Source organism: Microcoleus sp. B3-D2 (assembly GCF_036705345.1).
In the GTDB taxonomy this organism is placed as follows: domain Bacteria; phylum Cyanobacteriota; class Cyanobacteriia; order Cyanobacteriales; family Microcoleaceae; genus Microcoleus.
In genome coordinates, this window is sequence record NZ_JAUBUG010000034.1 from 39,903 (window position 1) to 65,010 (window position 25,108).

The 25,108-nt window shown below is 45.6% G+C and carries 20 protein-coding genes and 1 pseudogene; 11 read left to right on the forward strand and 10 right to left on the reverse strand.

Annotation, left to right across the window (positions count from 1 at the left end; genetic code table 11):
- Nucleotides 1-3: 3 nt before the first annotated feature.
- Both QUB14_RS14620 and QUB14_RS14625 read right to left on the reverse strand, forming a co-directional pair.
- Nucleotides 4-861: an ABC transporter permease gene (locus QUB14_RS14620; RefSeq protein ID WP_333217669.1), complete on the reverse strand. Its 858-nt coding sequence runs from the start codon at nt 859-861 to the stop codon at nt 4-6.
- A 72-nt stretch (nt 862-933) separates the two neighbouring features.
- A complete protein-coding gene (locus QUB14_RS14625; RefSeq protein WP_333217670.1) occupies nt 934-1,782 on the reverse strand; it encodes an ABC transporter permease in 849 nt (282 codons plus the stop codon).
- Nucleotides 1,783-1,883: 101 nt separating this feature from the next.
- On the opposite strand from QUB14_RS14625, the gene QUB14_RS14630 reads away from it, so the two are divergent.
- Nucleotides 1,884-3,395 (forward strand): FAD-dependent oxidoreductase, encoded by a 1,512-nt coding sequence (locus tag QUB14_RS14630; protein ID WP_333217671.1) that lies wholly within the window; start codon nt 1,884-1,886, stop codon nt 3,393-3,395.
- Between the two features lie 197 nt (nt 3,396-3,592).
- Here QUB14_RS14630 and QUB14_RS14635 read toward each other — a convergent pair whose 3' ends face one another.
- Nucleotides 3,593-4,006, reverse strand: a complete 414-nt coding sequence (locus QUB14_RS14635) for a peptide chain release factor 1 (protein ID WP_333217672.1) — start codon at nt 4,004-4,006, stop codon at nt 3,593-3,595.
- 165 nt (nt 4,007-4,171) lie between these two features.
- On the opposite strand from QUB14_RS14635, the gene QUB14_RS14640 reads away from it, so the two are divergent.
- Nucleotides 4,172-4,378, forward strand: a complete 207-nt coding sequence (locus QUB14_RS14640) for a hypothetical protein (RefSeq protein WP_333217673.1) — start codon at nt 4,172-4,174, stop codon at nt 4,376-4,378.
- A 238-nt stretch (nt 4,379-4,616) separates the two neighbouring features.
- Complete coding sequence (locus QUB14_RS14645; protein WP_333217674.1) at nt 4,617-5,039, forward strand: DUF6335 family protein; 423 nt, start codon at nt 4,617-4,619, stop codon at nt 5,037-5,039.
- Nucleotides 5,040-5,132: 93 nt separating this feature from the next.
- Here the strand turns inward: QUB14_RS14645 and QUB14_RS14650 are convergent.
- Nucleotides 5,133-5,495: pseudogene (locus QUB14_RS14650) on the reverse strand (winged helix-turn-helix domain-containing protein).
- A gap of 460 nt (nt 5,496-5,955) precedes the next feature.
- Between QUB14_RS14650 and QUB14_RS14655 the strand changes: the two are divergent.
- Nucleotides 5,956-6,657, forward strand: a complete 702-nt coding sequence (locus QUB14_RS14655; protein ID WP_333217675.1) for a DUF4079 domain-containing protein — start codon at nt 5,956-5,958, stop codon at nt 6,655-6,657.
- Nucleotides 6,658-6,815: 158 nt separating this feature from the next.
- On the opposite strand, the gene QUB14_RS14660 is transcribed toward QUB14_RS14655, so the two are convergent.
- The 3 genes from QUB14_RS14660 to QUB14_RS14670 form a co-directional block, all read right to left on the reverse strand.
- Nucleotides 6,816-7,694: a sugar ABC transporter permease gene (locus QUB14_RS14660; protein WP_333217676.1), complete on the reverse strand. Its 879-nt coding sequence runs from the start codon at nt 7,692-7,694 to the stop codon at nt 6,816-6,818.
- Nucleotides 7,695-8,118: 424 nt separating this feature from the next.
- Nucleotides 8,119-9,582: a CIA30 family protein gene (locus tag QUB14_RS14665; RefSeq protein ID WP_333217677.1), complete on the reverse strand. Its 1,464-nt coding sequence runs from the start codon at nt 9,580-9,582 to the stop codon at nt 8,119-8,121.
- 122 nt (nt 9,583-9,704) lie between these two features.
- Nucleotides 9,705-12,230 carry an ATP-binding protein gene (locus QUB14_RS14670; RefSeq protein WP_333217678.1) on the reverse strand — a complete coding sequence of 842 codons (2,526 nt, stop codon included), beginning with the start codon at nt 12,228-12,230 and terminating at the stop codon, nt 9,705-9,707.
- A 486-nt stretch (nt 12,231-12,716) separates the two neighbouring features.
- On the opposite strand from QUB14_RS14670, the gene QUB14_RS14675 reads away from it, so the two are divergent.
- On the forward strand, nt 12,717-13,106 hold the full coding sequence (locus QUB14_RS14675) for a hypothetical protein (RefSeq protein WP_333217679.1): 390 nt from the start codon (nt 12,717-12,719) through the stop codon (nt 13,104-13,106).
- 123 nt (nt 13,107-13,229) lie between these two features.
- Here the strand turns inward: QUB14_RS14675 and QUB14_RS14680 are convergent, their stop codons facing one another.
- Nucleotides 13,230-14,087 carry an Hpt domain-containing protein gene (locus QUB14_RS14680; protein ID WP_333217680.1) on the reverse strand — a complete coding sequence of 286 codons (858 nt, stop codon included), beginning with the start codon at nt 14,085-14,087 and terminating at the stop codon, nt 13,230-13,232.
- A 163-nt stretch (nt 14,088-14,250) separates the two neighbouring features.
- Nucleotides 14,251-15,177 (reverse strand): DMT family transporter, encoded by a 927-nt coding sequence (locus QUB14_RS14685; protein ID WP_333217681.1) that lies wholly within the window; start codon nt 15,175-15,177, stop codon nt 14,251-14,253.
- A 284-nt stretch (nt 15,178-15,461) separates the two neighbouring features.
- Here QUB14_RS14685 and QUB14_RS14690 point away from each other — a divergent pair, with 284 nt between their 5' ends.
- Nucleotides 15,462-16,262, forward strand: a complete 801-nt coding sequence (locus QUB14_RS14690) for an SDR family oxidoreductase (protein WP_333217682.1) — start codon at nt 15,462-15,464, stop codon at nt 16,260-16,262.
- 95 nt (nt 16,263-16,357) lie between these two features.
- Here QUB14_RS14690 and QUB14_RS14695 read toward each other — a convergent pair whose 3' ends face one another.
- The gene (locus QUB14_RS14695) at nt 16,358-17,167 is read right to left on the reverse strand and encodes a calcium-binding protein (protein WP_333217683.1); all 810 of its coding nucleotides are present in this window, start codon (nt 17,165-17,167) and stop codon (nt 16,358-16,360) included.
- A 197-nt stretch (nt 17,168-17,364) separates the two neighbouring features.
- Between QUB14_RS14695 and QUB14_RS14700 the strand changes: the two genes are divergently transcribed.
- From QUB14_RS14700 to QUB14_RS14720, 5 genes are all read left to right on the forward strand, one after another.
- Entirely contained in the window at nt 17,365-18,345 is a 981-nt protein-coding gene (locus QUB14_RS14700) for an ATP-binding cassette domain-containing protein (protein ID WP_333217684.1), read from the forward strand.
- A gap of 121 nt (nt 18,346-18,466) precedes the next feature.
- A complete protein-coding gene (locus QUB14_RS14705; RefSeq protein WP_333217685.1) occupies nt 18,467-19,255 on the forward strand; it encodes an ABC-2 family transporter protein in 789 nt (262 codons plus the stop codon).
- Nucleotides 19,256-19,562: 307 nt separating this feature from the next.
- Nucleotides 19,563-22,127: a nitrite reductase large subunit NirB gene (nirB, locus tag QUB14_RS14710; protein WP_333217686.1), complete on the forward strand. Its 2,565-nt coding sequence runs from the start codon at nt 19,563-19,565 to the stop codon at nt 22,125-22,127.
- A 211-nt stretch (nt 22,128-22,338) separates the two neighbouring features.
- Entirely contained in the window at nt 22,339-22,698 is a 360-nt protein-coding gene (gene nirD, locus QUB14_RS14715) for a nitrite reductase small subunit NirD (protein WP_333217687.1), read from the forward strand.
- A gap of 217 nt (nt 22,699-22,915) precedes the next feature.
- The gene (locus tag QUB14_RS14720) at nt 22,916-25,009 is read left to right on the forward strand and encodes a HEAT repeat domain-containing protein (RefSeq protein WP_333217688.1); all 2,094 of its coding nucleotides are present in this window, start codon (nt 22,916-22,918) and stop codon (nt 25,007-25,009) included.
- Nucleotides 25,010-25,108 lie beyond the last annotated feature (99 nt).

Below are 25,108 nucleotides of genomic sequence, written 5' to 3' on the forward strand. Positions count from 1 at the left end.
TTTTTAAGTTTTCTGAACCTTTAACGATGATAAAACCAGCAATAAGGAAGCGAACAACATCAAAGTTGAAATGGCATTAATCGCGGGCGTCACTGCAAATTTTATCATGCCGTAAACAAATAGCGGCAGCGTCACTGAACCGACGCCGGTGGTAAAGAATGTCACGACAAAATCGTCCAGCGACAGAGTAAAAGCCAGCAGTGCCGCGCTGAAAATAGCGGGCCAAATTAGGGGGAAAGTGATGCGCCAAAAAGTCCGCCATTCGTTAGCGCCCAAGTCAAAAGCGGCTTGTTCTAATATCGGATCTAGTTCCGCCAAACGCGCCCTGACAGTAATAGTCACAAAGGAAATATTAAAGACAACGTGACCGATAATTACGGTAGGTAAGCCGAGATTGAGGCGAATTCCCGTGAGATTTTCTACGATCCGAAATACTAGGGTAAAGAAAACTAGCAGCGAAATGCCGATCGTAATTTCGGGCATAATAATGGGCAAAAACAGTAAAGCTTCTACTGCTTTGCGCCCCGGGAAATGAAAGCGTTCCAGCGCTAGCGCGATCGTTGTACCAAAAACGGTTGCTAACACAGTCGAAATAGCTGCAATTAGCAAGCTGTTGTTGAGTGCTGTCCAGATTCCGGCGCTGCTACTCGTAGCAATCGTCGCGCCTGCATTGCTAAACAAACTGCGGTACCAATCGAGGGTGAAGCCGCGCCAAACGGCATTGAATCTGGAGGCGTTAAAGGAGTAAATAATTAAGATGAGAATTGGCAAGTAAAGAAAGGCTAATGCTAGTACAGCTTGTACCCAAAGCCACTTTTGGCCGATCGCCCGCACGAGTAAATCTAGTTTTGTTTTAGTCATTAGTCATTAATCATTAATCATTAGCGCATCTTAACTTAAACGCAGGGTGCAACGATTCGTGTATACCTTACCTTATTGAGTTTCATCAGACACGCGGAAGTAAATTAAAACCGGAATCAATATGATTACAGTCAACAGCATAGAAAGCGCCGACCCAAAAGGCCAATCGCGGGCTTTCATAAACTGATTTTGAATCAAATTTCCCACCATAACTGTTTTTGACCCCCCTAATATATCCGGTGTAATAAAAGCGCCGACTGCAGGAACAAAAACCAGAATAGAACCTGCCACAATGCCACGGCTTGTTAATGGTAAAAATACGCGCCAAAAAGTACGAATGTCATTGGCACCTAAATCGTGAGCGGCTTCTACCAATGAAAAATTGAAGCGTTCTATGCTAGAATATAAAGGCAGAACCATGAAAGGTAAATAGCCGTAAATAAGACCGATCGCCACAGCGAAAGGCGTAAAAAGCAAATTTAACGGTTCGCTAATAATTTGCAAGCTTTGCAAGGCTGTGTTAACTACTCCTTCGCTACGCAGGAGTATTATCCAGGCGTAGGTTCTCACTAAAAAGTTAGTCCAAAATGGAATAATTACCAGCAAAAGCAAAGCATTTCGCCAGCGGGGAGAACGGCTGGCGATGAAGAATGCCAGGGGATAGCCCACTAACAAGCAAGCGGCTGTTGTTAGAAAAGCCAGCCAGAGCGATCGCCCAATTACTCCTAAGAAAAGTCCGCTGAACAAACGCTGGTAGTTGCTGAGAGTAAATATCCAAGTAACGCCGCCGTAAGTACCGCGTTCTAAGAAACTGTACAAAAGTACAATTAGCACTGGCAAAATGAAGAAAACCATCAGCCATGCCGTAGCGGGAAATAAGAGCAGCAACAGGTTAGTCTGCTGGCGGTTTTTGACACTCATTATTCACTCAAGCGAAATTTAGCACATAATTCAACACATTTTATATCAAATCCGGGTTTTATGAATTATGTCATCATTAATAAATTATCAAGAGGTACGCAATGTCAGCAGAATCGTCAACCCCAAAAATAGTCGTCGTCGGTGCAGGATGGGCCGGTTTAGGCGCTACCTATCACCTAGCCCAGCAAGGCTATGATGTCACCCTGCTAGAAGCAGGCCCTTATCCGGGTGGCTTAGTTGCGGGGTGGAAAACCGCCGGCGGGCGTTCCGTAGAAGCAGGCATTCATGGCTTTTGGTATCCCTACAAAAATATCTTTTCCTTAGTTAAGCAATTAGGACTCGATCCCTTCACGCCTTGGACTCGTTCTTGTCAGTATTCACCCGCCGGATTGGAAGTAGAATCGCCGATTTTTCAGGACGAACCGCGGCTTCCCACACCGTTAGGAACCTTTCTTTACACCAGATTTAAAAGGCTGCCATTAGTCGATCGGCTTTCAGCCTTGCCCTTACTCTACGCCGTCCTAGATTTCGACAATTCCGACGAAGCTTGGCGCAGGTACGATCGCGTCACAGCCCGCGAACTCTTCAAACAGTTTGGCGTTTCTGCAAGGCTGTACCGCGATGCTTTTGAACCGATGTTATTAGTAGGTTTATTTGCACCAGGAGAACAGTGTTCGGCTGCCGCAGCTTTGGGAATGCTTTATTATTTCATATTAGCACACCAACCGGATTTTGATGTAGTTTGGTGTCGCGGAACAGTCGGAGAAAAAATATTTCGCCCCTGGGTCGAACGCCTGGAAAAACTCGGTGCAAAAGTATTGACAAAGCAGCGAGTTACTGACTTAATAGTTGACAGCAACAACCGAGCAACCGGCGTTGTTGGCGGCGAAGAAACCTTTGAGGCAGATGCAGTTATTTTTGCAGTTGGCGTCACGGGAATGCAAAAAATTATCAGCAGCAGCCCCGCTTTGCAAAGTCGCCAAGAGTTTCGGAATGCGATGAATTTGGGTGCAGTTGACGTGTTAGCTGTTCGTCTCTGGTTTGACCGAAAAATTGACATTCCGCTGCCTTCTAATGCCTGTTTTGGCTTTAGTTCAACTACAGGTTGGACGTTTTTTGATTTGAATGCTTTGCACGAAGAATTTCGAGACGAACCGGGAACAGTTGTAGAAGCTGACTTTTATCACGCCAATCAATTAATTCCCCTCAAAGATGAGGAAATTGTTAGCTTAGTTCAGCGGGATTTAGCGACTTGCATTCCGGCTTTTCGGAAGGCAAAAGTAATTGACAGCAGCGCGATTCGGCTGTCGCGGGCGGTGACGCATTTTGCCCCTGGTAGCTATCAGTATTTGTTGCCTGCGGTAACAAGTTATGATAATGTATTGATGAGCGGGGATTGGGTTGTGACCCGTCACGGTTCTTGGTCGCAGGAAAAGGCTTATGTTACTGGTTTGGAGGCGGCAAATTTGGTAATTTCGCGTTTCGGAATCGGAAACAAAGCGGCAATTATTCCCGTGGAAGCTGACGAACCGCACATTCAAATCGGGAGAAAGATTAATCAGTTTACTCGCAGTTTGACTAAAATTTTCATTCCCGATTTTTGGCTGCCATAAGAAGCAAGAAAGAAGGAAGAAGGAATTTCTTGTTTTAAGCGGTAAGGTGTGCATTGCACACCTACCTATAGACTAATAACCAATGACCAAGGACGAATGATTTTATATTCAAAAAAGAATGCAACTTTAGACAAGCTCGAAACCAGGAGATTTATCATTCATAGCTAATCTAAAATCTACAATCTAAAATGGCATGACTATCGCCAATAAGGCCGACCCTTCCAAAAAACTCCCACCGTAACTCCCATTAGCGCAGCTTCCGATACACTTGCTAATAAAGGAGGTATGGGTAGGAATGACTTTAACACCAAACCCAAGAACACGCACAAAACTAAAACCCACAAACTACTTTGGTTGAGCAAAAATTGTTGTTGCCAATACTCTAAAAAATACACTGCTAAAGCTCCCATTCCCACTGCCGCAGCAAAAGGTATCAATATCTCCAGGGAGGAGCCGTAAATCAGCGTCACGACGTTGCGGATTGCCCGCGATTGGGTGAAACCCCAGGCTAAAAATAGCTCCACTCCAATCACGATTGAGTTGACGAGGGCGGCAATTTGCAGCATTTCTCGCCAAGGTAAAAGTTTTAAGCGCTGCAGAAAATTACTCACGATCGGCAGATTAGGTAGGTTGCTTTGATTTTATAACAGTTTTGCGCTGGCGATCGACCTTTGAAGACAATTTGTGAAGTAAAATAAAGATAGAGAGCTGTCTCTTGACAAATTAACCCAGAGCATCTGCCTGCTAGTTGTTGGAACCGTGAAAGGAAAAAAGTTATGGTGGAGAACACTGTCGATTGTGCTGTAGCTTGCGTCAATGGCTGCGTTCTGGGCGACAAGTGCCCGAAGCGGGAATACGCAGAAGCAACGTCCAACTTTATTGAAAATACTTCTCTGGATAAATTGCTAGAAATAGCAGAGGAAGCGGTGAGAAGGAAACGGACGGAACCCCCCAAATGGGTAATCCCTGATTTTCCCGAATAGCATTAGCCTCCGAATTAAAAAGCGATCGCCATTTTCAAAAGGGCGATCGCTTTTTGTATTCCCAATGAAATAGCTGAGCCGAATCCATATATTTCCTGGGATAGAAGCTAAAAGCTTAAATAGGAATTATTATACCACTTAATTATAGCCAGCGGCAATTACTAAAAACAATTCAGTTAAAGCCAAATTCGGACATTTTTAATTTAATTGAGTTCAAAAACAAACAGGAGCAAGTATCGTGGCACAGCCAAAGAAAAGCAACGCAAAAACAACAACAGAACGCGATAATTTAGGCGAATTGCCTCAAGAAATTACCGAATCTTACGGTACCGGCGTCATCGATCAACCGGGGGTGAGCCAAGACGACATAACAACCCTGCAGGACAGCAGTTCGGACTACTCTTCCAGCAGTTCCCAAATCGGCGGTGAGGATGGCGATCCTGCTGCGGAACAAGAAAGTGCCACTGGCGAGCAATCGGTGGGCGGAACCGCACCTACTCCCGACCTGGATATTGTTGACGAACTGGGAGCCGCTGCGGGCATAGAAATTGCCGATGGCGCTATTTTGAACACAACAAATATGCTTGAACATCGAGATGAAAGTCGCTGGGAATTAGACCCTAGTTCTGCGGAAGATTATCAGGAACGACCGGATTTCTAGGTCTATTTTTTACAAAAGAATAGGTAGTATAATAGGAGCGGGTTCACCAGTATCCATACTTCATCTGCCAAGTATTTGTAAATCCGCCCCTCATTACTTTTGCTCTCGCAACACGTATCCAACTCCCCGAACACTAAGCAGCAGGCGTTTGGAGTTACTTGCTTCTAATTTAATTCGTAACGCACGAATATACACTTCAATAATGTTTGACTTGCCCATAAAATCTTAAGCCCAGACTTTTTCTAAGATTGGGTCGCTACTAATAACTTGACGGCGATTTCGCAGCATAAAATCTAGCAAATCACACTCTTTTGCAGTGAGTTCAATTAGTTGATTACCTCGATAAACTTCACGGGTTAAACCGTTCAAGATTAGGTCTTCAAATTTTAGCTGATATGGGTCATTTCCTTGATTTCGGCGCAGATGTGCTTTCATTCTCGCGAGGAGTTCTTTCATACTGAAAGGCTGAGTAACATATAGGCTCAAAGTGATGCAGGGAATTAGTGGCTAACCGGCACTGACATTACCGCGAGCGGTTTTCACTTCCCTGAGAACAAGGTAATTGTAATTGCGTAATTGAGAAAGTTGTACCTCACCCAATAGACAACTGCTATAGCAATCCTTGCAGGAGTCGTAAATTTTTTACCCCACCCCAGCCCTCCCCTTATCAAGGGGAGGGAGTAAGAAATTCACAAATGATTTAGGATGGCTATATATCTTCTGATTTATCAACATTTCCGGTGAGTTACCCGTCATAAAGCGTGGTTGCAGTCAGGACTTTAGCCCTCTATATGCGGGTGAATAATCACTATTAGTCCTGACTGCAAACTTACTGTGCTGAGATCGGCGGGTATGATATTATGTATCGCAAAAACCGGGTTGATGAAGCCAACCCTCTTCAACAAAAAGGTGATCTATGGAATTTAAAGATTTTCTGGCTTTGCTGCATCCTATTTTAGCTGTAGCGATTGTTTTTCCTATGCTTGGTATTGTTCTCAATATGGGGTGGCAAACCATGCAGCGTCGGAAGCAAATTGCGATCGACACCAAGAGCAAAATTCCACCTGTAGTCGGCCCCGAACACGTCAAAGCAGGTCGAATTCTGTCAGGTTCGGTGGTAGGAGTGACGTTGTTGGGTCTAGCCTACCCGATTTTTGAGCATATTTGGAGCAAGGATGTTTGGAGCAAAAACTCCTTTCAGGTCATTTTCATTGTGCTGATGTTTGTTGCAACGATCGCCTCTTTGGTCATGCTATATCGAGCGACACCCGCTTTATGGCGCGGCCTATTTGCCACCCTAACAGGTACTGGTTTGGTGATTCTTGGCACTCAAGATGGCGTTTATCGGCGAACCAATGAATGGTATTGGTCTCACTACTACATTGGCATCACCGCTGCGCTAATTATGGTTTTCTCGCTTGCCATCATTGAAGACATTTACAAAGACCGCTCAAATCGCTGGCGCACTATCCATGTCATCTTGAGCTCGATCGCTGTGCTGCTCTTTCTGGGACAGGGAATGACCGGAAGCAGGGATTTATTAGAAATTCCTCTGAACTGGCAGAAACCCTATATTTATACCTGTGATTTCGCCAATAAGACCTGCCCAAAGCCGTGAGCGATCGCATTACTTCGAGATTCCAGTCTAAAATTAGTAGAAACTAGACCAATAAACCCGGTTTCTGAATGTAACAAAGTCCTGGTAATCACAGGAATGAGAACGAGAAACAAAGTTTATGATGCCCGGAGTGCGTCAGTTCTAATCCGTCATAAATCTTAATCATTGCGAGTCAAACCCTGAAGGCTAACTTGCAAAATCGACAAACCCAAAATTAGCAAAAACAAAACTAGCCCGATCGTACAAGCATAGCCAATTTCCAAATCATTAAAAGCTCGTTCGTAAAGATAATAAACAACAGTCTTAGAACTATTGCGAGGCCCGCCCTGAGTCATAATATAAACTTCTTCAAAAACCTTAGTAGCAGAAATCGCCGAAATCACCGCAACTAAAACTAAATAAGGCTTCATCAGCGGCACAGTAATATCCCAGTGCTTTCCCAAACCCTCAGAACCATCAATAGCAGCCGCCTCATAAAGTTCTGCCGGAATAGCTTGCAGCCCTGCCAAATAAATCACCATGTAATAGCCCAATCCTTTCCAGATAGTAACTGCCATGACGCTAAAGATTGCTAGCTTCGGATTAGCCAGCCAAGAAACAGGAGGTAAACCCAACAATTCCCCCAACTGATTCAGCAGTCCAGTCTCAGCAAACAGCCACTTCCAAGCAATCCCGGCGACAACCATTGAAATCACCGCCGGCGTGTAGTATGCTGCTCGAAACCAGTTCATCCCCTTAAGTTTTTGGTTGCACAAAATCGCCATTCCCAACGGTAGAACAACCAATACAGGCACAACGCAAGCGAGATACAGCAGCGTATTCGTCAAAGTTTGCCAAAATGTGCGATCGCCCCACAACCTGTTAAAATTCTTTAAACCCACCCACTGCGGCATTTGAGTTAAATCATATTCGTAGTTGGTAAAACTCAAATAAAAAGCTTGCACCGCCGGCCACAAAACAGTCAAACTCAAAATAAATAAAGCAGGTAGCAAAAACAAATAAGGCGTCAAGGAGCGTCGGGAAAAAGTCACAGACATAAATTAGTTATTAGTTATTGGTTATTAATTATTGGTGATTGTTTTATTCATCATACCAAATCCAGTTACACCGGAATGATTAAACCGCGAAGACGCGAAGAGCGCGAAGGAAGAACTGCATCTTTTTCTTTCTCTTCCTTCGTGTCCTTTGCGTCTTCGCGGTTCATTTAATTTGACTCAAGATTGGTTATCACATAGCACTTCTCAAAGAAGTGAGGTATGCTGGCAGGCGAGAGCCTTTTTCTCAATTACCAATTACTAATTACCAATCACCAAGCGTACCTCATTTTACTATAGCAATCCTAAATCATTTGTGTAATTCTTGTAGGGGCAAACCCCCCGTGGTTGCCCCCATGAGGCCGGGGTAGGCACGGGGGCACTACCCCTACATCTCATTTAGGATTGCTATAAGAAGTGCTATATGTTATTTAACTCCCGCAAACAAACCCTGCCATTCTCCCGGAGGACTGCCATTTTCCCCCTCTTTCACCTCAAAAGTAACGTTGCAAGCTTGAGGTTGTTCCAAAGCCTGCACGCACAATTCTGCAATATCTTCCCGACTGACTTTGCCCCTAATATTGTCTCCTTGCTCAAATATTAAAGCTTTTCCTCCCGGTTCTTCAGTCAAAGCGCAAGGTCTGACAACAGTATAAGGTATGCCGCTCGATCGCACACAATCTTCCCCTTTCAGCTTCCAAGTCAAAATCCCCCCCAACATATCATTCATCCTGACTGCCGGCGGTTCTTCTTCCAAGTTAATTCCCGGACGGCCCGGGCGGGTAACTCCTGCCGAACTCACCATCACAAATCGCGGCAAAGTCTGTACCCCATCAGCTTTAATAGATTCTAACTCCAGTTGAAAAATACCCGGTGTAAATTTCGGGTTGAGCGCGCCGTCATATTCAAACTTGCTCAACATTAACTGAAAAGAAAAAATAGTGCTGGCATCAAATTTAGAGCCATCTTTGACAGTTTTCGCGCGAAATACTGGAATTAACTCATCAAAAGGAACGGTGATAGTAATCCAGGTATTGTAAACAGTATCAAACGAATAGCAATAGCCAATTCCATCCCATTTAGCTTCGTTGCGAACAATCAATTTGTAGCGCTTGCCGTCTCCTTTGACCCGCAGTTGGAGGCCGCTAAATCCTGCGAGATTAAGCGGAGGATCGAAGTTGCGGGTACGCACCGAAGCAAAACCGCCCGAGTTTGCAGTAGAAACATTGCCTGTGAATATAGCTGTATTGTCTGTCCGCCGGATCGAACTTTCGCTAGTGCCGCCCATCACAATGTCGTCGAGCGCACCCCAAGTTTCTTTTAAATCTTGACTGGGTTTTGTGAAGTCAAAAATTATTTTTTCGCCTGCTTGAATTAGCGGGCGGCGAACAGCTTGCACTAAATTATTGATGCCTTTGTATTCGACAATTTCGGGGACATCCACCACTTCCGGCATATAAAATTTGATGCCTTGATAGTATTTTTCCCGCGTTGGGGTGTCTCCTTCTACTGGTTGAACTTTGGTGCCTGTGCAGCAGATAACTGCTTCTATGCCATCGGTTACTAACGGTGTTAGGGTTTCTGGCAGAGTGATATCTCCTTCGACTAATTCGACATTATTGCCGAGAATTTCTGTTGCTCTTTTAGCATCTCTGACGAGGGCTCGCACTCTATATCCCCGCTGTTGCAGCCGCTTGACAACTCGCTTCCCGACGCCGCCGGTAGCACCGGCTACCAGTACCAGTTTGGGTTGGTCTTTTTTAGTTTTGCTGCTGCTTCCAAAGAGTTGTTGCAGCCAGCTAATGCTGCCAATGAAGGGAATGACGCCGAAATAAGCCAAGGTTTTGAGAAACCGGCCGGCATCCCATTGGGCGGTTTTTTTTTCAGTCATACTAGCTTCCTCTGAATTGGCTCAAATCTACTTAGCTGCTTTTGTATTTTAATCGAATTTTCGATTTTTGAATTTGGGCGATTCCCTACCATTCGGGATAGCTTCGCTAGCGCGGACTTTGTTTACTTGACAATGGGTGTGGGATGAGTTTGGCTCAAGGGAATCTCAATAATCAACTCGGTTCCCTCTCCGGGGGCTGAAATGCAAGTCAATTTGCCCCCGTGTTGTTCAACCGCAATTTCGTGGCTAATCGCCAAACCTATCCCCGCACCTTTGCCCACCTGTTTTGTGCTAAAAAACGGCTCAAAAATTTTCTGGCGAACTTTTTCTTCCATGCCCCAACCGTTGTCCTCGATCCGAACTGCTACGGCTTTTTCTCCGGGACAAAGTTCAGTCACAATCCGAATTTGTCCGCACTTGAGTGACTCTTCTTCGCCGCCCCCGTGCGACGATAAATTTTTGTTGACAAAGGCATCTTCGAGAGCATCAATTGCATTTGTCAGTACATTCATAAATACTTGGTTGATTTGAACTGCGTAACACTCAACCAAAGGCAAAGAGCCATATTCTTTGATAAGATGAATTGCGGGGCGATCGGGTTTCGGTTTGAGTCGGTTGCTCAAAATCAGCAAAGCGCTGTCCAATCCGTCGTGAATGTCAACTGGTTTAATCTCTGCTTCGTCAATTCTAGAGAAGTTTCGCAGCGACTGAACTATCTCGCGGATGCGGTTAGCTCCTACTTTCATTGAACCCAGCAACTTCGGTAAGTCTTCAACTATAAACTCTAATTCTACTGCTTCAATTTGTGCTTGAATTTCTGGCGAAGGCGACGGATATTGCTGCTCGTAAAGCTGCAATAAATCGATCATTTTTTGACTGTATTCGTTGGCATAGCTAAGATTTCCGTAGATGAAGTTAATCGGGTTAGTGACTTCATAAGCTACCGCCGCCACCAACTGTCCCAAACTTGACATTCTTTCGCTTTGCACCAATTGAGTTTGCGCCCGCTTAAGCTCGGACATCGCTGTTTTTAAATTAGCAGTTTTTTCGCGCTCTCTGGCGACGGATGCTTCTAGTGCTGTATTTAATTTTTCTAGTTTATCGACTTGGCAAAGCACTATATTAATCATTGCTTTTCTCAGTTCCAATGCAGCGTCTATTTCGCATTGTTTCCAAGGCAACGATTTGTACCTCACATTTTCTTTCCACAGCTCGAAGGATTTCCTAGGAGACAGTCGGGGGTTGCCATTTTCATCGGTTTCAACTGGTTTGTTGGGGTTGCCCGCCCAATTTACGGTCTTAATTACTTCCGGGCGAAACCACAAAACGTATATTTTCTGAGTCGGCGATATTGCTACGGCCAAACAACCGCTGGCTGTGTCTTTAAATTCCTCAGCTTCTGGATAGCATTTGGTCAGCGAGTCTGTATAAAAAATTTCTTTGTTTAGGTTATTTTGCACCCACTGAGTTAAGTATTTGAGCGCTTCTCCCTGAGGTGTTTGCCCGACTCGATAGCAATTGTCTCCAAATACTATTGCTGCTCCCTGGGCGTTGACTGCTTCCAGCAAATTATGCTGACATTTAACTAACACTTGTGACAAGTTTTCGGAGGTGGAGATGTCTTCAAAAATCTTGGTGAGAATAGATTTTAAGTGTAGTTTATAGTCGTAGTCTTCGTTTCCTTCTTTTGATTGCAGTTCTAAGGACATTACTTGCCCGATAAATTCGCAGGCGGCGCGCAATTCATAGTTGAGGTATTTTGGTGTATAGTTATGGCAAGCAATCAATCCCCACAGCTTTTGGTCTTTGATTAAAGAAATTGACATCGAAGCTGCAACGCCCATATTCTGCAGGTATTCTATGTGAATGGGAGAAACGCTTCTCAACACGGTGAAACTGAGGTCTAGGGGCTGGATGGAAGCCGCATTCTTGCCTGAAACAAGGGGGACTGGTTGATAATTAATATCTGGGATTAACCTCAACCAATTTAACGAATACAGTTTTCTGGCTTGTTTGGGAATATCTGAGCTGGGGTAGTTTAATCCTAAAAAAGGACTCAGCTTTTCTGCTTTAGCTTCAGCGATCACAGCGCCGTTGCCTTCGGGGTCAAATTGATAGACCATAACTCTATCAAACCCCGATATTTTCCTAATTTCTTCTACTGTTAGTTGACATAATTCCTTGAGATTCGGGGCGCTTTGAATTTTGCTGACAGTCGCTCTCACTGAATTATAAAAGCTAAAAACAGAAAGATTTTCTGGGCTGGTGGCTAATTCTAACTCGACCATCAAAACTTCTTCTTCTTCTCGGTGAAGAATGCAGTCAAATTCTAAATATTTACCTGCTTTTTCAACAGTGAGTTTAATGGGATTGACGGTTTTTAAGTTTTCCTTCCGCAAACAGGTCTTGAGTTTTTCTAGTTGAATTTTATCGAATAATAAGCTTAAATCTTGACCGATCGCACTTTCTGCATCAATTCCTAACAAATCTTGCGTATTTTTGCTGGCTTGCACTATTTGTAGTTCAGGTTCTCGTACCACAAGTAGCACCCCGTGTGGCTGAATGTGACCCGATAGGTGAATGGGTTCTCTGTCGCAGTTTGTCAAGTCAACTTCTTCGAGTGCGGGAATTGTGATTTGTCGATCCATTTGCTTTGCCTTCCGCTGTATAATTTCGAGAGGGTTCTAATGATTTGAAATTTGAGAGCAAATTGGCTTTTTTATAATCTCATATTGTTCGATCGCATAACGGCTCGATCCTGGGACGGACACTGAGAATCAATCATCCGATACTCAGCGAATCAAAAATGATTTAGTCGAAAACCAGCCTGCAGTATATGTTGCTGTTAGACCAGCCTCAGCCTTCTAGAAATTTTACCGACTTGGCTCTTCTATACTATCGCTTCCCGATGTTAATTATCACAGCAATTTTTGCCATTCTTCAAGTATGTTTAATAATTTCCCAAAACTTTAATATTTGTGGTAAAATTTTGCCTGCTGGAAAAGCGGGAGAGAAATGCGTCTCCAGAGCGGCCTACTTACTGAAATATTAAGTTAAGGTAAGGGTGACAAGATCTGAAAGTCAAGTCACGCTAAGCTCTTTAAGTATATCCAACAGGCCCGACAATTAGACTGATGATCGACTTCAATACAGTTACTGAATTTTCTCATACCTACTGCATAGCTATCTGTGCCTTTTTAGTTCCGGCAAACTTGCTGACTACTTTGCTGACAGTGATTTTGACAGCGCTAAACCGACCTCGAATACAAATTTGGGCGTCTGTGGTTGTCGCCAGCCTTTGGGCTACAGCAATGATATTTCACGTTTTTTGCTGGTTCGCGATCGGGGTAGTAATGCCTCCGACATACATCTTGTTAGTTATGGGAATCACTTGTCTGACAATCAATGTCTGGGCGATCGCTCATCCTGCAAGCATGATGCAATTAATTCGAGTTGCAGTATCAGTTGTTAGGGGAGCTCTCCAGAGGAAGAAGGATTTAGTTATCTGGGAGAGAAGGATGTAATTATCTAGGAACTCAAAAATAATTTGGTCGGGGTAATGTCAAAGATGTCAGGGAGAATATAGGTTTCAGAAGAAAGTTTTCCCTGGTTGCAAATCGGGGATCAGAGTCCAGATTTTCTACTGCTTATTCCGGTTCCCGATCGCGACAATCTTCGGTTTCCGGGCCGCGGGGATGGATCGTGCAGTTGAGCAGGTAGCCGCCATCGCTTCTGCCGTAATAGTAGCGGCATCCGATGCAAATTGCGGGAGGTTCGATCGCACTTTGGTAAACCGGATAATCCGCAGTCGCCAGCAGCGAAAAGTCCCGCTGCGTCTGAACATTCCCGATAATAGCGCCGGAGAGTTCGACAGCTTGGCGGATGTTTTCGATCCTGGTGTAAGGCGGCAGGTAAATGTCAATACAAAGGCGTAGACCCTGGCTATCCTGATCGTGGCGGGTAATAGTGCCTCCGAGCAAACCGACGCGCGAAGCGATAGTCGAGGAAAATTCGCTCAGGGAGGTGCAGTAACCGGAGAAAACGTGAATATGTTCGTCCGTAGTAGCTCTCACCGTCAGGCGAGTGGGAATTCGCAATCTCAGGTAAGCGTCGAGTTCGTCAAAAACTGGTTCGGCGATTGATAGCATTTGGTTTGCGTCTTCGTGCTTGAGCCCAAAACCCTTAGAAACCTTTGACACAAGGGCTACTAAAATATCAAAAACTTCGCTTAAGAGGGATTGTAGCCTGCTATCAATGGCGATCGGACATTCTCTCAGCAGCTTTAAATAATCCTCCAAACGATGAGCAATGCGCTGAATGCTGCTAAATCCGAGCATAGCTGCTCCCCCTTTAATCGAGTGCGAGGCTCGGATGAGCTGGTGTATTCTTTGGGGATCTGGCACGGTATTTTGCAGATCTTGCAAGCCTTGCCCGATAATTTGGATCTGTTCTGTGGTTTCTTCGATAAAGTAGCCGATAATCCGCTGTAGTTGTTCTGGCAGCATAATTTTATTCTCCTAAAGGCAGCCGAGTATTATTAGTCATTACTCAGACCTTTGATAGTTTTGAATCGATATTTCACTGATGAGTTATTGGGGTTTTTAAGCCCTAATTTGTTTTATTCTGACTCACGGCAACTGTAGTGGCAATGTCGAAAACTGTTAACTCTTAACTGTTGACAGTAATTTTTTTTGCTCCGACGGTAGCGGTTGCTACCCCCAACAGCAGCACCCCAGCACCTGCGAGTACCGCCGGCCCAGGCACTTCCCCAAACAGCAAATAACCCAACCAACTCGCCCCAACCGGTTCAAACAAGATGGCAAGAGTTACCAGAGTTGGGGAAATCTGCATTACGGCCCAGTTCAAAATGGTGTGGCCGACTAACTGAGGCAAAGCGGCCGTTAACAAAATATAAAAATATACAATGTCGGGGTAATTAGTATAAGTAGTGCCGAAGGCGAACGGGAGAGGCAGCAGGACGATCGCAGCAACAGTATAGGCGATCGCGATATAGCCACCAATTCCCAGTCCCCGCCGCTGAGCTTCCCGGCCCAGCAGCAAATACAAGCTGACAGCCCAGGAACCAGCCAGAGCCAGGAAATCGCCCAACAGTTGGCTGCTGCCAGCATCGGCTGCGCCGGCACTTCCGAGGGCGATCGCGATTCCCCCAGTCAGGGCTATAGTAATGCCGGCGATCGACATTTTGCTGAGTTTTTCCCCGAACCAGAAGCGCGATAACAGCGCTACCCAGACAGGATTAGTGGTGACGAGGGCAGTCGAGGCGGCGATCGAAGTATAAGAAAGTGAGGTAATCCAGAGGGCAAAATGCAGGGCAAGACACAAACCCGCAGCAGCAGCATAGCGCCGAGTTCCCGGTTGCAGGGCGTTCCACTGAATTTTCCGCCAAGCCGGAAGCAGAATTAAAGCAGATAAAGTCAGACGAGAGGCCGCGAGTACCAGACTGAAACCCAAACCGCCCGCCCCTGCTGAAAAGTTAGCCAGCCGAATTAAGATTGAGGAAGTTGAGACGGCTAAAACGCCGATAATTAACACTAGGGCGATCGACCAATTAGGTGCTTGTTTCGGAAGATTCATTTTTTAGACATTGGGCATTGGGCATTGGGCATTGGGAAAATTTACAAAGCAATTTTCGCACAAATTATGAATAATTTCTATTCTCTTCTTCTCATCTTCTCTTCTCCTTTCTTCCTTCGTGTCCTTCGCGCCTTCGCGGTTCGTTAAAAAAAGCCCGTTCGCGAAGCACAAAAAAATCCTATACTCAATAATTATTAATAGAGGTCGCGCCTAAAATTATCTAACCTCTGTTATAGTTTCAATATCGCAAAAAAACAATTACCACTTACAATTTATAACTATCTATGGCTCCTACAGTTTTGATTACAGGCGCTTCTCAAGGAAGTGGCAAAGCAACAGCAATTTTATTTGCAAGTAAAGGTTACGATGTAGTGATGGTAGCTCGCCAGCCAGAGAGATTGGCAGCAGCAGCGGTTCAAGTGCAGCGAGAAGGTACTTCCGCTGTAGCTATTCCGGGGGATGTCGGCGACATTCACCAAGTGCGCGCGATCGTCCAAAAAGCCCTAGATGCCTGCGGCAACATCGATGTTTTAGTTAACAATGCTGGCATTTGTCTCGCGGGGGCGATCGAGCACACTACCTCCGAAGACTGGCAGCAATTAATGAATACCAATTTTTGGGGATGCGTTAACACAATTCAAGAAATTTTGCCACATTTTCTGCAACGAAAAACTGGCACAATAGTTAATGTTGGTTCTATTGGTGGCAAAATGCCTTTGCCTCAAATGACTGCTTATTGTGCCAGCAAATATGCAGTAACCGGTTTAACAGAAACTTTGCGATTGGAATTAGCGCCTCAAGGTATTCACGTTTGCGCCGTGCATCCCGGCTTGATTAACAGCGATTTTTTAGAAAGAGCTCAATTTCGCGATCGAGACGAACCCGGAGTCGAATTGCGCCGCCAGCAAATGAGCAAAATGCTAAAATCTGAGTGGGCAACTCAGCCAGAAGATATTGCTAAAGCTATTTGGGATGCTGTGAAAAACCAGCGTGCAGAAGTTACCGTCGGTCCTGCTTTTTTGGCATCGGAAGCTTATCGTTTGTTCCCCGGTTTGATGCAGTGGGCAATGGAAAAACGCAACTGAAGAACAGGTAAGATGCCTGTTCCACAAAAACTTAGTTTTTTTTGTGGAACGGGCAAGATGCCCGTTCTTGAGAGATAATTAATCAATTAGCTGCTTCAAAGCAAAGAACTAGCATTAATAAAACGACCGTTTAAATCGGCTGGGGTCACGTTCAACACAGTACCCAACAAAGCATTAGTAAAACCAAATCTAATATTAGTAGCTTCTACACGGCCGTTGCCATCGGGATCGAGACTTTGCCGCGAGATGCCACCCTTGGCTAACAAACTCGTTCCCCCCGTTACAGTTGCAGGATCGATCAGCAGCAGTCTCGGATCGTTCAAGCTATAACTTACCTCTTCCAAGGAAATATTGCTGCTGGTAAATGCCACACTAATTCCAATCGAATCGCTAGACTTATCAAAATCCACAATTACCGCGTCAGGAACTTCAATTCCAACTACTCTGCTTCCCGCTTGATCGACTCTCAAAACAAATACATCGTTCCCTGCACCACCTTGGTAAATATCCACCTCTCTGTCGCCAATTAAAGTATCATTACCCTCTCCGCCCACTAACAAATCAACACCTTGTCCTCCGCGCAGCAAATCATTTGCCGCACCCCCATCAAGGAAATCGCTATTTCTATCTCCTGTCAAGAAATCGTCGCCAGTTTCTCCCAAAACATCGTCATCATCTTTGCCGGCGTAAATAGAATCATTGCCGACACCGCCTAACAGACTGTCTTTACCATCGTTGCCGAAAATCCGTTCTGCATCTGACGAGCCCCTGACAGTATCATTGCCGCCCACCATCCAAAGTCCCCCAGGAAAACTAGCAAGTTGTCCTGGTGCAAGTGTAATATTTTCAGAAGAATTGTCTCCTACCAAACGAGAGATGCCTGAATTATCTGGGGTGAGTACCATATTTGTAAACTTGGTGCAATGTGAGCATGGATATTGTGCAATATTCTACAGCTTATTAGGGTGCGCCAGAACACAGTTACTTCCTGTGAGCGATCGAGCAATCCCTGGCGTACCATACTAGACAGCTAGATCGCTCCATCTTGGCACAAGCCTGATGGAAATACCCTAGATTAAAATAAAAGTTAAAATTTGAACCGATGCCAATTATCTTAGTTGAAGACTTGAGCAAAGTTTATCCGGTAGCGATTAAAGAACCCGGGCTTAAAGGAACAGTGCGACACTTTTTTAGTCGCACTTACCGCAATATCAAAGCAGTTGAGGGCGTTTCTTTCAGTATTGAACCGGGGGAAGTGGTGGGGTTTCTCGGTGCTAACGGTGCGGGCAAAACTACTACGCTGAAAATGCTGACTGGTTTGATTTATCCCTCGGCTGGTACGGTGAGAGTGTGCGATCGCACTCCTTTTCGTCGGGAAGCAGATTTTCTGCAAAGAATCACCTTAGTGATGGGGCAGAAACAGCAGTTAATTTGGGATTTACCTGTGCTTGACTCTCTGCGAATCAATGCCGCTGTCTACGGCATCCCCGATACAGATTATCGGCGGCGAGTCGGAGAATTGACAGAGATGCTGTCACTAGAAGGCAAGTTAAATCAGGCGGTACGAAAGCTTTCTTTAGGCGAACGCATGAAAGCTGAATTGATGGCGGCCCTGCTGCACCAGCCGGAAGTATTATTTTTAGATGAACCGACTTTAGGTTTGGATATCAACGCACAGTTTAGCGTCAGGCAATTTCTGCGAGAATATAACGAGCGCTATCAAGCAACGGTGCTGTTGACGAGCCATTACATGGCCGACATTACTGCTTTGTGCAAGCGCGTTTTGTTAATCCATGAAGGCCAATTAGTTTATGATGGCAGTTTAGACGGATTGCTCGACAGGTTTGCACCTTATCGGGAAGTTCAGGTAAAATTAGCTAAGCCGCTGGCAAAAGATAGTGCTTTTGCTTACGGGGAGGTAGAATCTATTGAGGGACAATCGGTGCGTTTTTTAGTGAAAAGGGAAGAGCTGACGGTGAGCGTGGCGAAGATTTTGGCGGAGTTGGAAGTGATAGATTTGACTGTTACCGATCCGCCCGTTGAAGAGGTAATCGGTCGCGTTTTCCGCACGGGAAAAGTGTAATGTTTTTGGCTGGGTTCATGATCCATAACAGGCAAGATATCTGTTTTACTAAAGTTTCAATGTTGTGTGGAACGGGCATCTTGCCCGTTGCTAAAACTGAAAAATTAAATCTAAAAATGATATGACAAAATCAATCAAAATTGCTAAAACTTTGTTATTTACCTACTACGCTTATATGCTCGAATACCGGGCAGAATTGTTTTTGTGGGCCCTGTCGGGAGCTTTGCCATTTATCTTGATGGGTGTTTGGGTGCAGGCGGCCAAGACTGGTCAATTTGGGCTGAATTCCCTCGACTTTGCCCGTTATTTTTTAGCCACTTTCATTGTCAGGCAAGTAAATGTAGTTTGGGTAATTTGGGAGTTTGAAAAGGAAGTAGTGCAAGGCAAGCTATCTAATAGATTGTTGCAGCCTCTCGATCCCGTATGGCACCACTTCGTATCTCACGTTTCCGAAAGGTTTGCAAGGCTGCCCTTTGTATTCGGATTAGTGCTGCTATTTTTTGCAATTTACCCGCAGTCTTTTTGGCTGCCGAGTTTGGGCAGGTTTTTGCTATTTTTGTTGGTTATCGTCTTGACTTTTTGTTTGCGGTTTCTGATACAGTATACTTTTGCGCTGTTTGCTTTTTGGCTGGAAAGGGCAAGTGCGATCGAGCAATTCTGGTCTTTAATTTACCTGTTTTTATCGGGAATTACCGCGCCCTTAGAAGTGTTTCCCGCACCCGTGCGCGAAGTAGTTTTGTGGACCCCTTTTCCTTATTTGATTCATTTTCCCGCTTCAATCTTGATCGGATTGCCCGTAGATGTAGGCCGCAGTTTGTTGGTAATGTTGGGTTGGAGTGCGGTATTTTTTGTGTGGAATCGCTGGCTTTGGCGGCAGGGCTTGAAGCAGTATTCGAGCATGGGAGCTTAAATAATAATTAAAAATTAGAAAACTGTAAGGTGCGTCACAGTAAAAATGTTAATCGTTTTGTCAAAAATACTTAGCTGATGCACCATACTTAACTGTGAAGTAAATCTAAAATCTAAAATCTAAAATCTAAAATCGACTGACGCACCTACTTAAGTCGATCGCACACATCATGCCATGCAAAAATGCAATCGAAAGTATTCGACAATTGCATAAACATCCATTTTTTGTATATATAAGTACAAAAGTTTACAATAAAGTCTTATATTAATAAACCCAACGACTGATAAACGGGATAAAAGAGATTCTAATGACAGCCAAAAAAAACCTCCTTGTAATCGGCAATGGCATGGTAGGTCACAAGTTCCTAGAGTTAATGGTCAGCTCGGATGCTGCCAAACACTGGAATTTAATTACTTTTTGTGAAGAACCGCGCGTTGCTTACGATCGCGTAAACCTCAGCGGATTTTTCTCTGGCAAAACAGCGGGAGATTTATCTTTAGTTGCACCGGGATTTTATCAAGAAAATGACATAAAAATTCACATCGGCGACAAAGCAGTCGCCATTAACCGGGAACACAAAATAGTCTCTTCAGCCAACGGTTTAAAAGTTCCCTACGACAAAATTGTTCTCGCGACAGGTTCCTATCCATTTGTGCCATCAATTAAAGGCAAAGACGCTACAGGAACTTTTGTTTACCGGACAATTGACGACCTGGAAGCGATGTTAGATTACGCTAAAAATTGCAATACTGGTGTAGTAATTGGCGGCGGCTTGTTAGGTCTAGAATGTGCAAACGCGCTCCAAAATATGGGTCTAAAAACTCACGTAGTTGAGTTTGCATCGCGGCTGATGCCGGTGCAAGTTGACGAGATGGGCGGTGCAATTCTTCGCAGCAAAATAGAAGAGTTGGGGGTTTCGGTTCATACCAGCAAATCTACCACAGAAATTGTCAGCGAAGATGGCAAAGTTACTAAAATGCTGTTTGCTGACGGTTCGGAATTGGCAACAGATATGATTGTGTTTTCTGCTGGCATTCGCCCCCGCGACGAAATTGCCCGAAGTTGCGGTATAGAAGTAGGAGAACGCGGTGGCATTGTAATTAATGATAGCTGCCAAACCTCCGATCCTGACATTTATGCGATCGGAGAATGTGCGCTCTATCAAAATCGCATCTACGGCTTAGTTGCGCCTGGGTATACAATGGCAAGCGTAGCAGCAGATATTTTGAGCATTGTAGCGGATGACGGGCAAGATGCCAGTTCCACAAGCACTTTTACAGGTGCGGATATGTCCACTAAACTCAAATTATTGGGGGTGGATGTCGCTAGTTTTGGAGATCCTTTTCCCAAGTCGGCGGATGCTAAAGAAATTGTTGTCACTGACACCTTCCAAGGCATTTACAAAAAATTAGTTTTAAATCAAGACGGCAGCCGGATTTTAGGCGGAATTCTCGTGGGAGATGCTTCGGCTTACGGCACTTTGCTGCAATTCATGCAAAATGAAATTGCTCTGCCGCCGCATCCCGAAGATTTGTTAATGCCACCGCGAGAAGGGGGATTCCCGGCGGGTTTTGGAGTAGACAGTTTGCCGGAATCGGCTCAAATTTGTTCTTGCAATAATGTTACCAAAGGGCAGATTTGTGAAACGATTCGCGATCGCAATTTAACGGATGTTGCCAGCGTCAAGAAATGCACTCAAGCTGGGACTGGCTGCGGCGGGTGCGTGCCTTTGGTGACGGATATCTTCAAGGCGGAGATGAAGAAAGCTGGGTTTGCCGTCAAAAATAATCTCTGCGAACATTTTGAATATTCCCGTCAAGAATTGTACCATTTAGTGCGTTCTCAAGAGATTAAAACCTTTGAGGAGTTGATTGAAAGACACGGCAAAGGTAAGGGCTGCGAAATTTGCAAGCCTGCTGTTGGTTCGATGCTCGCTTCTACTTGGAATGACCATATTTTAGAGAAGTCTCACGTCGGTTTGCAAGATACGAACGATTACTTTTTGGCAAACATTCAGCGCGACGGTACTTATTCGGTGGTGCCGCGAATACCGGGGGGAGAAATTACTCCCGATAAGTTGATTGTTTTGGGAGAAGTTGCCAGGGATTTTGGGCTTTATACTAAGATTACTGGCGGGCAACGGATTGATTTGTTTGGAGCTCGCGTGGATCAATTGCCGCATATTTGGCGTCGGTTGATTGATGCGGGATTTGAGTCGGGACACGCTTACGGTAAGGCTCTGCGTACTGTAAAATCTTGTGTTGGCAGCACTTGGTGCCGCTTTGGGGTGCAGGATTCTACGAGTTTGGCGATCGAGGTTGAATTGCGGTATCGCGGTTTGCGATCGCCCCACAAGCTCAAATCTGCTGTCTCTGGTTGCACTCGCGAATGCGCGGAAGCTCAAAGCAAGGATTTTGGGATAATTGCGACGGAGAATGGTTGGAATTTGTACGTGTGCGGCAATGGCGGCATTAAGCCACAACACGCGGTTTTGCTGGCGACGGATATCGATAAGGAAACGCTGATTAAATATATCGATCGATTCTTGGTTTTCTACATCCGCACGGCAGACAGATTAGAACGCACTGCTACTTGGTTGAACAAACTTGAGGGCGGGGTTGAATACTTGAAACAGGTGATAATTGAGGATTCTCTGGGGATTTGTGCTGAATTAGAAGCGCAGATGGAACATTTAGTGAATACTTATCAATGTGAGTGGAAAACGACGATTGAAGACCCACAAAAGGTGCAGCGGTTCCAGCATTTTGTGAATTCCGATTTGCCCGATCCGAGTATTGTTCGTGTTGCGGAACGGGGACAAACGCGGCCTGCTAACGAACATGAAAAGGCTCTGGTTGGAGTTTCGGAATAACCCCTCCCCAGCCCTCCCCTTGAATCAGGGGAGCGAGCAAGATTTAATCTCGCTTAATCTCATTCCCAGGTAGAGCCTGGGAATGAAGTCCCGGAGGCTCTGCCTCCTAAAACCGTGAGCCAGAGCCTCCTTCGGCGAGGCAGAGCCTCGAAACCTACGTTCCCAGCCGGAGACTGGGAACGAGATTAAAGTAAATTAACAGGAAAAGAAGATGGTTCAATCATTACAAGTTTCGGATACGGTTACTACTTGGGTAGATGTGTGTTCTCTGTATGCGATCGCCCCTTATACTGGAGTTTGCGCTTTAGTTAAAGGCGAACAAGTGGCGATTTTCCGAGTTGGAAACGGAGATGAAGTTTATGCGCTTAGCAATTACGACCCGTTTAGCAAAGCTTTTGTTTTGTCGCGGGGACTTGTGGGCGATCGCAACGGCACTCTCAAAGTTGCTTCTCCCATTTACAAGCAAAACTTTAGTCTGACTACCGGGCAATGTCTGGATGATGAAACGGTAAAGATTCCTACTTTTGCGGTTCGGGTTGTAGCCGATCGCGTCCAAGTAGCTGTTAGTTAGATTCAGCGGCTTAATTATTCGATCGCCATCCGCCACCACCTAACATTCCTGTGGGTGCTGGCGGATTTTGCATTGGGGCCCTCCCGACTCAGTATTTTTCGTATAAAATAGAGTCGATTGGTCCCATACTTCAGGCTCGCTCAAAAAAATCTCAACTAATATCGGAGCTGATGCGAGGATTGTCAATGCAAACAAACTTCAGGGGCAGGGTATCGGTATGTTGTTAAAAAAACTTGTTTCCGAAAATAATCCTCAGACTGTAGCAGAGTTAATCCATGCCCAACTCAAAATCGGTCAACTGACTTGGGGCGAGCTCAACATACAAGTTTTCGGCCAGCACTGGCGGGACGAATCTTTGCACGAAGTCCTCAGAGAAATTGCAGCTAGGCTTGACAAAGAAACAGCGAGCCAAATTATAGAATATCTCACAGCTCAAAACGGTCAACAAGAAAAATTTATTAATTTGTTTTTAGCAGCGCAATGCCTGTTAAAAGTTAAAAATGAGGTTAATAAAAAAACCGAAAAAAAACTGTTAAACGCTTTAAAAAAGTTATCGCAATACGGCACGGGTTTCCTGATTCTTTATCAAAGCGCTCAAGAATTGCAGGAAACTTATCAAATTCGCAATCGATCGATCGCCGCGATCGCCCAAACTTGGAAAAACGACCCGCAAACCCTGCCCTGGCTGAAAATACTCGCTCACTCCAGTGACTGTGGCGAAGTCCGAGCCACAGCAGTCGAAGCAATAGCCCGTGGTTGGCCAGATCAGCCAGAAATTTACCTGATGCTCAAAAACCTCGCCAAATCAGATCCAAGCTGGGCAGTGCGATCGACCTGTGTGCGAGAAATGGCTTGTGGTTGGGCAGACACGAGCGATACCTTGCCGCTGCTGAGTGCCCTGGCTCAGTTCGATCAAAGTCCCGCAGTCCGCACCGCAGCACTCGAACAGTTAGCCTCTAATTGGCCCGATCGCACAGATACCTTGCTGCTACTGAGAAGCGCCGCCGAATCCGACGAAAATTTGGGAGTGCGAGTCGCAGCGTGGCAAGAAATAGCCAGAGGTTGGCACAGCCTTTTAGGCACTGCCTCCCTGCTCAAAAACCTTGCCCAGACAGGAAGTTCTATCCTGCGAACCGTAGCGGTGCGGGAGTTGGCAGCGGGCTGGCCTGCTGCAACCGACGTTTGCCTGCTGCTGAAAACCCTAGCCGAATCCGACAGCAGCAAAGAAGTGCGGACAGCAGCCTTAGAAGAATTGGCCTCGCACTGGTTCGACGAACCAGACATTTACCCGCTGCTGAAGACTAAAGCCGAGTCCGACGCGAGTGCGAGCGTCCGGCGCTCAGCAGTGCAAGCAATTGCCTCTGGCTGGCCCGGGAACCCCGAAACTCTGACTTTTTTGAAAAATATAGCATTGAGCGATCGCGACGCCGACCTGCGCGAAATAGCCCTAAAACAGATAGCGGCAGGTTGGCCCGACCACCCAGAAACCCTGCCCCTGCTGAAAAAAATAGCTGATTCCGAGGATTACTGGACAGTGCGGCAAGTAGTAGTGGAAGCTGTCGCCGCACTGGCGTCAGGCAGTCTCGAAGTCTTTGGCTGGTTGCAAAATCTCGCCGAGTCAGACAGACACCTCAACGTCCGAGAAACTGCGGTGGAAGAGATCGCAAAACGCTGGTCTCACCGGGGGGAGACGCTGCCTTTCCTCAAAAGCCTGGTCGAGTTAGAGCAAGATTCTCATCTGCTGAGCGTGCTGGTGCGGGCGATCGTCCGGGGGTGGCCCGACCACCCAGAAACCTTGTCTTGGCTGAAAATTCAGCTCGATTCTGGGGAAGCGCTGGTGCGGCAAGCGGCGGTGCTTGAACTCGCTTACAACTGGCCGGACAATCCTGAAACTTGGATGCTGCTGGAGGCTAAAGCAGAGGGCGATGAGAGTCCGGCTGTCAGGCAAATCGCTTTGCAAAAGTTAGCGCGGGGGTGGACAAATCAGTCTCAAACTTTCGAGTGGCTGAAAATTAGAGCTCAAAAAGAAGAAGATTCGCAGGTGCGGGCGATCGCCCTGGTAGAGTTAATGCGGGGATGGAAAGACGAGCCGGGAATGTTTGAGTTTTTGCGCGATCGGGCTTTGAGCGATGTTGACAATCAAAACGGTTCTTTTCCTTACAATCCCAGGTTTACAGCACTCGAAGCGATTATCGAACATTATCCCGAGAATCCCGGAGTTGTGCCTTTGTTGCGATCGCTTGCAGTTTCCGACGCCGACGAGCAAATCCGCGCCTTAGCCGATCGCCGACTCAGGAGCCAAGACTGGTAAACAGAATTAATCCATTAGACATAGAAGTTAAAATTAATTGCGATGAGAAGAAACAATGATACAGTCAGTCATTTGAACCTAACAGCTAATAGTGGCTAA

What these genes read in the sequence shown, in the direction of transcription:
- QUB14_RS14675 (WP_333217679.1), top strand. Translation starts at nt 12,717, where the DNA reads ATGATCGACTTCAATACAGTTACTGAATTTTCTCATACCTACTGCATA.
- QUB14_RS14660 (WP_333217676.1), bottom strand. Translation starts at nt 7,694, where the DNA reads ATGTCTGTGACTTTTTCCCGACGCTCCTTGACGCCTTATTTGTTTTTG.
- QUB14_RS14720 (WP_333217688.1), top strand. Translation starts at nt 22,916, where the DNA reads ATGTTGTTAAAAAAACTTGTTTCCGAAAATAATCCTCAGACTGTAGCA.
- QUB14_RS14625 (WP_333217670.1), bottom strand. Translation starts at nt 1,782, where the DNA reads ATGAGTGTCAAAAACCGCCAGCAGACTAACCTGTTGCTGCTCTTATTT.
- nirB (WP_333217686.1), top strand. Translation starts at nt 19,563, where the DNA reads ATGACAGCCAAAAAAAACCTCCTTGTAATCGGCAATGGCATGGTAGGT.
- QUB14_RS14655 (WP_333217675.1), top strand. Translation starts at nt 5,956, where the DNA reads ATGGAATTTAAAGATTTTCTGGCTTTGCTGCATCCTATTTTAGCTGTA.
- QUB14_RS14640 (WP_333217673.1), top strand. Translation starts at nt 4,172, where the DNA reads ATGGTGGAGAACACTGTCGATTGTGCTGTAGCTTGCGTCAATGGCTGC.
- QUB14_RS14630 (WP_333217671.1), top strand. Translation starts at nt 1,884, where the DNA reads ATGTCAGCAGAATCGTCAACCCCAAAAATAGTCGTCGTCGGTGCAGGA.
- QUB14_RS14665 (WP_333217677.1), bottom strand. Translation starts at nt 9,582, where the DNA reads ATGACTGAAAAAAAAACCGCCCAATGGGATGCCGGCCGGTTTCTCAAA.
- QUB14_RS14690 (WP_333217682.1), top strand. Translation starts at nt 15,462, where the DNA reads ATGGCTCCTACAGTTTTGATTACAGGCGCTTCTCAAGGAAGTGGCAAA.
- QUB14_RS14620 (WP_333217669.1), bottom strand. Translation starts at nt 861, where the DNA reads ATGACTAAAACAAAACTAGATTTACTCGTGCGGGCGATCGGCCAAAAG.
- QUB14_RS14695 (WP_333217683.1), bottom strand. Translation starts at nt 17,167, where the DNA reads ATGGTACTCACCCCAGATAATTCAGGCATCTCTCGTTTGGTAGGAGAC.
- QUB14_RS14680 (WP_333217680.1), bottom strand. Translation starts at nt 14,087, where the DNA reads ATGCTGCCAGAACAACTACAGCGGATTATCGGCTACTTTATCGAAGAA.
- QUB14_RS14685 (WP_333217681.1), bottom strand. Translation starts at nt 15,177, where the DNA reads ATGAATCTTCCGAAACAAGCACCTAATTGGTCGATCGCCCTAGTGTTA.
- QUB14_RS14700 (WP_333217684.1), top strand. Translation starts at nt 17,365, where the DNA reads ATGCCAATTATCTTAGTTGAAGACTTGAGCAAAGTTTATCCGGTAGCG.
- nirD (WP_333217687.1), top strand. Translation starts at nt 22,339, where the DNA reads ATGGTTCAATCATTACAAGTTTCGGATACGGTTACTACTTGGGTAGAT.
- QUB14_RS14670 (WP_333217678.1), bottom strand. Translation starts at nt 12,230, where the DNA reads ATGGATCGACAAATCACAATTCCCGCACTCGAAGAAGTTGACTTGACA.
- QUB14_RS14705 (WP_333217685.1), top strand. Translation starts at nt 18,467, where the DNA reads ATGACAAAATCAATCAAAATTGCTAAAACTTTGTTATTTACCTACTAC.